Below are 9,948 nucleotides of genomic sequence, written 5' to 3'. Positions count from 1 at the left end.
GCAACGGGCAGAGCGCCGCCACCAGGCCCGCCCCGGCGAAGTAATGCCAAGCGGTCACCGCACGCCTCCCGAAATCCGCAGCAGAAATAAGGGCTACCGGTGAAGAAACGATCAAGGGGCGGCTTCGACACGCCGCAGACGGGTGCTCACCCCGGATGCGGCATGATGTCGCCATGGGGACCGAGGGGGCGAACGCCCGGCTTATCGCAGGGCGCTACCAGTTGGACGCCAAGCTCGGACGCGGTGGCATGGGCATCGTCTGGCGCGCCACCGACCAGTTGCTCGGCCGGAACGTCGCCGTCAAGGAGGTCGTGCTCGACCCCGCGCTGTCCGAGGAAGAGGCCCGGCACCAGCGTGAGCGCACGCTCCGCGAGGCACGGGCGGCCGCGCAGCTCAAGCACCCCCACATCATCGTGGTGCACGACATCGTGGAGGACGGCGAACTCCCCTACATCGTCATGGAACTGGTCGAGGGCGGCTCCCTCGCCGACCGGCTCTCCCGGACCGGCCCGGTGGACGTCGCCGAGGCGGCCCGGATCGGAATCGCCCTGGTCGGTGCGCTGCGCACGGCGCACGCGGCCGGGGTGCTGCACCGGGACATCAAGCCGGCGAACGTCCTTCTGGAGGCCCCGGGCGGGCGGCCCGTGCTGACCGATTTCGGCATCGCTCAGGTGTCGGGTGCCACGACGCTGACCACCACCGGTTCCTTCGTCGGTTCCCCCGAATACACCGCGCCCGAGCGGATGTCGGGGCAGACGCCGGCGGGGCCCGAGGCCGATCTGTGGTCGCTGGGCGCCTTGCTGTGCGCGGCCCTCAGCGGTACCTCGCCGTTCCGGAGGGACTCGCTCGGCGGGATCCTGCACGCGGTGGTCTTCGACGAGATCCGGCCGCCCGAGGCGTGCGGACCGCTGCTGCCGGTGGTGCGGGGACTGCTGGAACGTGATCCCGCCGGACGGCTCGACGCGGAGCGGGCCGAGCAGATGCTGCGGGCCTGCGCGGAGGCGGCCTCGGCGCGGTACACCGCGACGCGGTCCGCTCCGGCCGCGCCGACCCCCGCCCCGCGGCTCCCCGCCCCGCATCCCGCGGTAGCGCATCCGCCGACACCGCACAGTCCCGTCCACCACGGCCCGACGCGGCCCGGCGCGGTCCCGGCGTCCGCGCCGACGCCCGTGTCGGCCGCCGTGTCGGCCGCCGTACCCCCGCCCGAGCCCGTACGCGCACCGCGGAAGCGGCGGCCGGTGGCGGCGCTGATCGCCGGTCTGCTGGTGGCCGCGATCGCCGGGGCGGGCGTGTCCGCCGCGCTGCTCATGAACGACGGCGAGCGCGGCGGCCGGACGTCCACGAGCGGGGCGGCCGGCCACCCGTCCACACCCGCCTCGGCCACCCCCGGCGAGCGCACCGGCACGGTCTCGCCCCCGTCCGACGACAAGGCCGCGCCCGCCGGGTACCGGGTCGTCACCGACCCGGAGGGCTTCTCACTCGCCGTGCCCCTCGGTTTCACCCGCAAGGTGGAAGGCCCGCGGATCTTCTACATGTCACCCGGTGAGACCTTCCGCATCGGCATCAAGGTGGCCGAGCCCGAGTCGGGCGGCCCGCTCGCCGTCCATCAGCGCGCCCATGCCAAGGGGGCGGGGACCAACCCCGGATACCGGGACGCCGAGGTCGTGACCACCTCGCAGAACGGCCGGCAGGCCGCCCTCTGGCTCTTCACCTGGGACGGTTTCTCCACGGCCGAAGGCCCCCGGCACACCCGTGACCTGTGCTGGGAGGAGGACGGCCGCCTGTACGACGTGTGGGTCTCCTCGCCGGTCCGCCAGGGCGACGAGGCACGCGGCTACTTCGACACCGCGGTGCGGACCTTCGTGCCCACCATGGGCTGACACCCGCCGCCGCCCCGGTGCACCGCATCTGACGCCGTGCGCCGATCCGGCGGAGATCACGGAGGACAGACCCTGGGCCGGCTCTCGCCTCAGCAGGAGCGCACCGCGTCCTGCCAGGCGCCGGGGCTGCGGTAGTGGTTCTTGTGACCCGCGGTGAGCACCTGGCGCAGCCCCGCAAGGTGCCGGGTGTCCGTCGGGAGGTCCAACCGGTCGAGGAGGGCCAGTGCGGCGGCCGGCTCCAGGTCGCCGTAGACGTCGTGGAAACTCGTAAGGAGACCACGGAAGAAGGCCGGGTGCAGGGCGGGAAGCCGCATGGCGGTGCGGTACGTCGGCTCCTTCACGGGCCAGGGCACCGGGCCCGAGCACTCCAGAACCCGATGGGCTCGGCGGAGCAGGGCTTCCGAGGGATCGGCCACCACGCGCTCGATGTCGTTACCGAGCACTTCGGCGAAGGCCGTCGCGGAAGTGGTGTGGTCCTCGAACCAGTCCACCCAGAGCGAGTAGGTGACGGGCTCGACCTCTTTTTCCGCCTCCAGCCGCCGGCGGTAGCCGTCCCACAGCGCGTGGGCCGGGAGGGGACCCTCCGAGCTGTCGTCCGCGATCCGGATCTCGCACGTGACCCAGTACTCGTCCAGGAGGTCCAGCAGTCCGAAGGCCAGCCGCACTTGCTCGGCCGCGTCCAGGTCTTCGGCGAACACATCGCCCGCCCAGGCATGCGCGACGTTGTTGGCCGTGAGCAGCACGTCCGGCTCCCTGTCGCTCACCCACCCGTCACGCACCTGGCTGACGCCCTGATCAGCCAGCCACCGCCGCGCCGCCTCCGCCTCTCGCATCTCCATCCGGGAAGTATGACAAGCCTCGCGAGATACGAACGGGAGGGCTGGTTCGCGCTAGTTCGCTCCCCGCTGCGGGGCCCGGGGCCTCATCAGGAGGGCCGTCGGCAGGGCCGCGAGCAGCAGGCCGCCGACCGCGCACCACAAGGTGGTCGTGTAGGCGTCCAGCATCCGGGCGAACACGTCGGTGTCCTCCGAGACCTGCTCCAGGCGGTTCACGAGGACGGTACCCAGCACGGCTCCGCCGATCGACTGCCCCAGGTGGTGGGCCGTGCCGAGGGCTGCCGAGGCGCCGCCGGCGTGCTGCGGGGACACCCCGGCGGTCGCGGTGGCGTAGAGCGGGACGAGGGCCAGGCCCAGGCCGACGCCGGTGAGCAGCATGCCGGGCAGCACCCCGGTCGCGTAGGTTGCCCCACCCCCCACGCCGGCCAGCAGGCCCAGCCCGAGAGCCGTGCCCACGAGGCCCGGCAGGATCAGGGCGCGCGGTGCGATACGGGGCAGCAGGCGGGCGGAGACCTGGGTGGCGGTCACGAGGGCGGCGGCGACGAGCGGCAGGTGGGACGCACCGGACCCGGCCGGACCCTCGCCGCGGATCTGCTGGGCGAAGAAGCCCAGGGCGGGGAGGAGGGCGACCAGGGCGACGCCGGTGAAGAGGACGACCAGGAGGGAGGCGAGGCGGCTCCGGTCGGCGAGAACGTACGCCGGGAGCAGCGGGCCCGACGATCGCCTCTGCCACCACAGGAAGGCGGTGAGCAGCGCGATGCCGCCCACGAACAGCAACAGGCTCCGGACGACGGCCCAGCCCACCGTCTCGACCTCGGCGAGGCCGTAGGTCAGGGCGGCGCATCCCGCCGTGCCGAGGAGCACGCCGAGTCCGTCGAAGCGGGCGCCGGTGCGGCCCGGACGGTTGGGCAGCAGGGTGAGCGCGCCGATCAGGGCGAGTACGGCGAGCGGAACGGCCGACCACAGGGCCCAGCGCCACGCCAGGGCCTCGGCGAGCCACCCGCCCGCGAACACGCCGAGCGCACTGCCACCCGCGGCGACGGCCGCGTAGATGCCGAAGGCCCGGCCGCGTTCCCTGGGGTCGGTGAAGCCGGTGGCCACCAGGGACAGCGCGGCCGGGACGAGCAGGGCCGCGAACGCACCCTGCAGGGCGCGGGATGTGATCAGCAGCCCCACCCCGGAGGCCGCGCCGCTGAAGACGGCGGCCGCCGCGAAACCGATCAGGCCGACCACCAGCATCCGCCGGGCCCCGAGCACGTCGGCCAGGTGCCCGCCGAGCAGCAGGAGTCCGCCGAAGGCGACCAGGTAGGCACTGAAGATCGGGTTCAAGCCCCCGGCGCTGACGCCGAGTTCGGCGTGGATATGCGGCCCGAGCAGGCTGAACTGCGCCCCTTCGACCAGCACCAGCAGCTGCGTCAGGGCGAGGACCGCGAGGCCCCACCAGCGCCTGGGGTGCGCAGGCGCGAGGAGGGACGGGTCGCCGGGGACGGGGTAGGGGGGCGGGCCGAAGCCGTCCGCGGGGCCGAAGTGGCCGGGGGTCGTGGGGGCGTACGCGGGCGGCGGGGGCGGCGTCCCGTACGGGAAGGCGTCCTGGCGGGACTGTGCCGGCACGAGCCGGGGGTCCGGCGTCCCGGCGGCCTGGTCCCCGGTCGGGGCTCCGGCCGGGTCGCCGCCGGCTCCGGCCCCGCCACCGGCCCCTACGGGAGACGCCGGGGCGTAGTCCAGCAACTGCGCCGCATGGCGCCCCAGTTGGGCCAGTACAGCGCCCGGGAGCCATTCCCCGGCAGCGTCCGCCGCCGTACGCGCCGCCACCTCCTCGGGGGCGGGTCGCCTGGCCGGGTCCTTGTGCAGGCACGCGCCGACGAGCTCGACCAGCGACTCCGGGACCCCGGTCAGGTCCGCCTCCTCCTCGGCGATCCGGAAGAGGTGGGCGTTCAGGCCGGTGTCCGTGGCGCCGAAGAGCATGCGTCCCGTGGCGGCGTACACGAGGACCGCACCGAGACAGAAGACGTCGCTGGCGGGGCTCAGTTCGAGACCGCGGACCTGTTCCGGGGACATGAACCCGGGCGAGCCGATCAGCATGCCGGTGCGGGTGTGCAGGCTGTCCCCGGTCAGGCTGTCCATCGCCCGCGCGATGCCGAAGTCGATGACGCGGGGCCCGTCGACGGTGATGAGCACGTTGGACGGCTTCAGGTCGCGGTGGATCAGGCCCGCCTCGTGCACGGCCCGCAGGGCGAGGGCGAGCCGGTTGGCGAGCGTGCGTACCGAGTCCTCGGGCAGCGGACCGAACTGGCGGGCGACCACGGTCTGCAGGTCGGGCCCCGGGATGTACTGGGTCGCCACCCAGGGCACGGCGGCCTCGGTGTCGGCGTCGAGCACCGCCGCCGTCCAGCTGCCGCCCACCCGCCGCGCGGCGGCCACCTCGCGGGCGAACCTCCTGCGGAATTCGGGGTTTCCGGCGAACTCCGCCTGGACCACCTTCACGGCAACGGTACGGCCGCCCTCGGAGCGGCCCAGGTAGACCAGGCCCATGCCTCCCGCGCCCAGCCGGGCGATCAGGCGGTACGGTCCGATACGGCTCGGGTCTTCGGCGATCAGCTGATCCACGAACGGAAGGCTAGTGCAGCTATCCAATAGGCGGGGGCCGTCAGGCGAAATGTACTCCCGGCCGCTGGTTGCGTCCCTCGGTCGCCCGTCCGACGGCGGTCCGCGGTGGGGTTCTCCCTGCCGTGCGGGGCATGCGAAAGGGGCCCGGCCCCGACGGGTCGTGCCCCCACGCAGTTGTCACCGGGCCCTGAGGGGGCCTCAAGCCTCCGGGTTTCCGCCGAACCGCTCGCGGTAGGACTCCAGGTCCTCCTCGGTGACCCGCGCGAACAGCACCGGCGGCACGGTGAACGGGGTACCGGCCGGCACCGCCTCCAGGGACCGGGCCTGGTCCGGGGTGATCCAGGTGGCCGTGTCGTCGGCGAGCGCGAACGAGGAGCGCATGGCGCGCGCCGACGCCGGGATGAACGGCTCGGAGACCACCGAGTAGAGGTGGATGAGGTTCATCGCGGTGCGCAGGGTGAGCGCCGCGCCCTCCAGGTCGGTCTTGACCTCCAGCCAGGGGGCCTTCTCGTCGAGGTACGCGTTTCCGGCGGACCACAGGGCACGCAGCGCGGCCGCGGCCTTGCGGTACTGGAGGGCGTCCATGTGGCCCTCGTACTCGGCCAGCAGCACGGCGATCTGCTCACCCAGCTTGGCCTCGGCCTCGCCCGCGGGGCTGCCGGCGGGGACGTCGTCACCGAACTTCTTGCGGGAGAAGGTGAGTACGCGGTTCACGAAGTTGCCGAGCGTGCCACCGAGGTCCTTGTTGACCGTGGTGGTGAAGTGCTCCCACGTGAAGGACGAGTCGTCGGACTCGGGCGCGTTGGCGATGAGGAAGTAGCGCCAGAAGTCGGCCGGGAGGATCTCCAGCGCCTGGTCGGTGAAGACGCCGCGCTTCTGCGAGGTGGAGAACTTGCCGCCGTAGTACGTCAGCCAGTTGAAGGCCTTGACGTAGTCGACCTTCTTCCACGGCTCGCGGGTGGCCAGTTCGGTGGCGGGGAACATCACCGTGTGGAACGGGACGTTGTCCTTGGCCATGAACTGGGTGTAGCGGACGTCCGCGGCCTCGTACCACCACGACTTGTAGTCGCGGTTCCCCGGGTCCAGGTCGGACCACTCCTTGGTCGAGCCGATGTACTCGATCGGGGCGTCGAACCAGACGTAGAAGACCTTGCCCTCGGCGGCGAGCTCGGGCCAGGTGTCGGCCGGGACCGGGACACCCCAGTCGAGGTCACGCGTGATGGCGCGGTCGTGCAGGCCCTCGGTCAGCCACTTGCGGGCGATGGAGGAGGCGAGCTGCGGCCACTCCTCCTCGTGCTCGGCGACCCAGGCTTCGACCTCGTGCTGGAGCTTGGACTGCAGGAGGAAGAGGTGCTTGGTCTCGCGGACCTCCAGCTCGGTGGAGCCGGAGATGGCCGAACGGGGCTCGATCAGGTCCGTGGGGTCCAGGACGCGGGTGCAGTTCTCGCACTGGTCGCCGCGGGCCTTGTCGTAGCCGCAGTGCGGGCACGTGCCCTCGACGTAGCGGTCCGGGAGGAAGCGGCCGTCGACCGGCGAGTACACCTGCCGGATCGCACGCTCCTCGATGAACCCGTTCTCCTGCAGCTTGCGCGCGAAATGCTGGGTGATCTCGCGGTTCTGCGCGGAGGAGCTGCGGCCGAAGTAGTCGAAGGACAGCTCGAAGCCGTCGTAGACCGCCTTCTGGGCGTCGTGGGCCTGCGCGCAGAACTCGGCGACCGAGACACCGGCCTCCTTGGCGGCGAGTTCGGCGGGGGTGCCGTGCTCGTCGGTGGCGCAGATGTACAGGACGTCGTGGCCGCGCTGGCGGAGGTACCGGGAGTACACATCCGCCGGAAGCATCGACCCGACCATGTTGCCCAGGTGCTTGATCCCGTTGATGTACGGAAGCGCGCTGGTGATCAGGTGTCGAGCCATCCTCGGATGCTCCATTTCCTCTGTGCGGTACCACGTGACGTGACGGATTGTGAATGCGGTTCATCGTATCGAACCGCCGTGAAGCCACGCGCCGCATTTGTTCATGGGTGGACGTAACGCAAAAGCGAGGGCAGTGACCTCTCCGTCACGGCCCTCGCGATCAGGCCTCATGCTACAGCCGGACCACGGCGCACCCGACCGGCGTCCAGGCGGTGGCTATGGCGGCGGCACCCGCGGTGGCGGCGCGGGCGGCTCCGGCGGTGGCACCGGCCGCGGGCATATGCATATGTGCTGGCTGAAGCCGTGCGTGATCGAGATCGATCACCGGTCGATCATCCACGACGCATTGCTTCCAGGTTTCTTCTCTGCGCCCTCCGAGTGCGCCCGCGCTGCTTTCCTGTTCAGCGCACAGGGGATGAGGTGGAGCGGTGAACGATGGCGGACCGGAGGAGTCCGGTGGGGCCGTGGGACTACCGAGCCGGCGTCGGCGGCCGACTCCCATGAGCCAGTGGAATCCGACGGCGCGCCTGTCGTACTGGGCGTTCCACGCCAATCGGCGGCCCACTTACATGCGCTTCGCGTATCTGCAGCTGGGCTCCGACGCGGCGGCGGAGGAGGCGGTGGACGCCGCTTTCGACTCGATCATGGGTGAGTGGCTGCGGATGCTCCACATGGACCGCCTCGACGCCTACGCCTGGACCGTCCTCAAGCACTGCCTGATCCATCGGCAGCGCCGGCGCCATCCGTGGCAGCAGCGCCCCGAGCCGATGGACATCAGCGCCTTCGAGGCCGCCCTCATGGAGGCCCACGCCGACCGGTACGAGGTTCTGACCGACACCATCCGCTTCTACTCCGCCGTCTCCCGGCTCGCCGAACGGCAACGTGACGCCGTACTCCTGCGGTACGGGCTCCAGTGCACCCCCGGCGAGGCGGCCTCCGTGATGGGCGTCGACGAGGCCACGGCCCGCTCCTACCTCGGACAGGCCCACCGGCGGCTCGCCCGCCTGCTCGCCACGTCCGCCGCACCGTCCGAATCGGCCGCGTCGTCCGAATCAGCCGAATCAGCCGAATCATGAGGCGCTACGAACGTCAGGAGCGGCAGGACGGCGACCCGATCCCCCGCTACCTGGCCGAGCTCCTCGCCCGGGCGGGCGTCCGGGACCGCTACCGGCACTACGACCTCGGCGCCGCCGAAGCCCGGCTGTTGCGCGCCACCCCGCACCCGGCCTCCGGACACCGCGCCCGACGCCGGTCGGTGCACGGTTGGAGCGATCCCGCCCGGGACTGCCCCCTCGACGCCGAACGGGCCCGGCGCGACCTCAAGGCCGTCTGCCTCGCCTCCGCGTGCGCGCCCAAGGCCGGGGCGCACCTCGACTCCTTCCTGACCGACGGACACACCGACCTCGCCGGGGCCGTCGTCTTCGGCTGTCTGCTGCACCTGGCCGGGCTGCGCGAAGGAGCCCGCTTCTGGTGGCAGTTCGCCGCCGGGTCCGGGAGTCCGCGTACCTCCACGGCCGCGTACTGCCTGTTCCTCGACCACTCCCGGCGCGGCGAGCACCACGACGCCCGGCACTGGGCGCGCGAGCTGGGCCGGCGCGGCTTCCGGCCGGGCGGCCGACGGGATCTGCGGGAGATCCGGCTGTGCACGCAGGCAGCCGTGCTGCGCTACGTCGACCAGCAGGAGGATCCCGACCTGGGCCCGGTGCCGCTGCCCAGGCCCGGGCTGTCCGGGGTACTGGCCGCGTTCCTGCCGCAGCCCGTCACCGTGTCGGCCTCGGCGCCGTGGCCGGCGGCCTCGCCCCGCCCGGCCGCCGGACCGCTGCGCCACCCGGCGCCGGCGGCGGCGAGCCACGGGACCGCCGCCCGGGACGGTACGAGCCAGGCCCTGACGGAGGCGCGCCGCGCGCTGGCCGTCGTACGCGTCCTGGAGCGGCACCCGTTGGGGGTCAGGGCCGCCCAGCTCGTCCGGGAGTCCGGCCTCGCCGAAGGGGAACTGCGGCCCCTGCTCGCGATGCTGTGCGAGGAGGAGTACGCGGTGCGTCCGGCGCTCGGGGTGTACGGGCGCGGCCCGGCCCTGGACCGGCTCGCGGCCCCCGGCGGTCACGGCCTGGCCGGACAGCTCCAGCGCACCCTGGCCCTGGCACGGGACAGCGCGGGCGCCGCGGTGTACCTCGGCCGGTACGCCGAGGGCGAGGTCCGGATCACGCAGATGGCCGACGGGCCCGCGACCCCGCCGGTGCGGGAGTGGGTCGACTTCCGGGCCGCCGCGCACGCCAGCGCGGTCGGCAAGTGCCTGCTGACCCAGCTCGACCACGACCGGCGAGCCGACCACGTGGCCCGGCACCGGCCCGCGCGGCTCACCCCGCGGACGATCACCGACAGCCGGGTCCTGTTCAGCGCCCTGGACGCGGTGGCTCCGGGAGCGCCCGTGTTCGACCTGCGCGAGTACTCTCCCGGCGTGGTCTGCTCGGCCGTCCCGATCGCGACCGGGGACGCCGCCGGGAGCCTCGCGCTCTCACTGCCCGCGAGCCACGCCCACCGGCTGGGCGCGGCCACCGAGACCCTGCGCCGCAAGGCCGTCCCGGTGCTCCTGGCACTGCTCCTGACGGGCGCGATCCCCCCGGACGCCCCGGCGGCCGCCGCCGCGGAGGGGGCCCCGGCCGACCGTTCCCGGCCGATGAGGGCCCCGGTCACCCCGGAGACCCTGCGGC

At 72.9% G+C, this 9,948-nt stretch carries 5 protein-coding genes and 1 pseudogene; 3 read left to right on the top strand and 3 right to left on the bottom strand.

Annotated elements, in window-relative coordinates:
• Positions 1-173 precede the first annotated feature (173 nt).
• Positions 174-1,880 (top strand): protein kinase domain-containing protein, encoded by a 1,707-nt coding sequence (locus tag ACWGIU_RS18375; RefSeq protein WP_453707031.1) that lies wholly within the window; start codon positions 174-176, stop codon positions 1,878-1,880.
• Between the two features lie 89 nt (positions 1,881-1,969).
• Here ACWGIU_RS18375 and ACWGIU_RS18370 read toward each other — a convergent pair whose 3' ends face one another.
• From ACWGIU_RS18370 to metG, 3 genes are all read right to left on the bottom strand, one after another.
• Positions 1,970-2,719 carry a hypothetical protein gene (locus ACWGIU_RS18370; RefSeq protein WP_453707029.1) on the bottom strand — a complete coding sequence of 250 codons (750 nt, stop codon included), beginning with the start codon at positions 2,717-2,719 and terminating at the stop codon, positions 1,970-1,972.
• 51 nt (positions 2,720-2,770) lie between these two features.
• Positions 2,771-5,323, bottom strand: a complete 2,553-nt coding sequence (locus ACWGIU_RS18365) for an MFS transporter (protein WP_453707027.1) — start codon at positions 5,321-5,323, stop codon at positions 2,771-2,773.
• Between the two features lie 198 nt (positions 5,324-5,521).
• Entirely contained in the window at positions 5,522-7,237 is a 1,716-nt protein-coding gene (gene metG, locus ACWGIU_RS18360) for a methionine--tRNA ligase (protein ID WP_453707025.1), read from the bottom strand.
• Between the two features lie 500 nt (positions 7,238-7,737).
• On the opposite strand from metG, the gene ACWGIU_RS18355 reads away from it, so the two are divergent.
• A complete protein-coding gene (locus ACWGIU_RS18355) occupies positions 7,738-8,313 on the top strand; it encodes a sigma factor-like helix-turn-helix DNA-binding protein (RefSeq protein WP_453707023.1) in 576 nt (191 codons plus the stop codon).
• An 809-nt stretch (positions 8,314-9,122) separates the two neighbouring features.
• A pseudogene (locus ACWGIU_RS18350) lies at positions 9,123-9,842 on the top strand (IclR family transcriptional regulator domain-containing protein); the annotation flags it as partial.
• Between the last annotated feature and the right edge of the window lie 106 nt (positions 9,843-9,948).

It is taken from the genome of Streptomyces sp. NPDC054840, from assembly GCF_053611065.1.
This window is presented reverse-complemented; position numbering and strand designations above follow the sequence as displayed.

Bases quoted from the DNA above. Each gene is read 5' to 3' on its own strand.
- ACWGIU_RS18375 (WP_453707031.1), top strand. From the start codon at position 174: ATGGGGACCGAGGGGGCGAACGCCCGGCTTATCGCAGGGCGCTACCAG.
- ACWGIU_RS18370 (WP_453707029.1), bottom strand. From the start codon at position 2,719: ATGGAGATGCGAGAGGCGGAGGCGGCGCGGCGGTGGCTGGCTGATCAG.
- metG (WP_453707025.1), bottom strand. From the start codon at position 7,237: ATGGCTCGACACCTGATCACCAGCGCGCTTCCGTACATCAACGGGATC.
- ACWGIU_RS18355 (WP_453707023.1), top strand. From the start codon at position 7,738: ATGAGCCAGTGGAATCCGACGGCGCGCCTGTCGTACTGGGCGTTCCAC.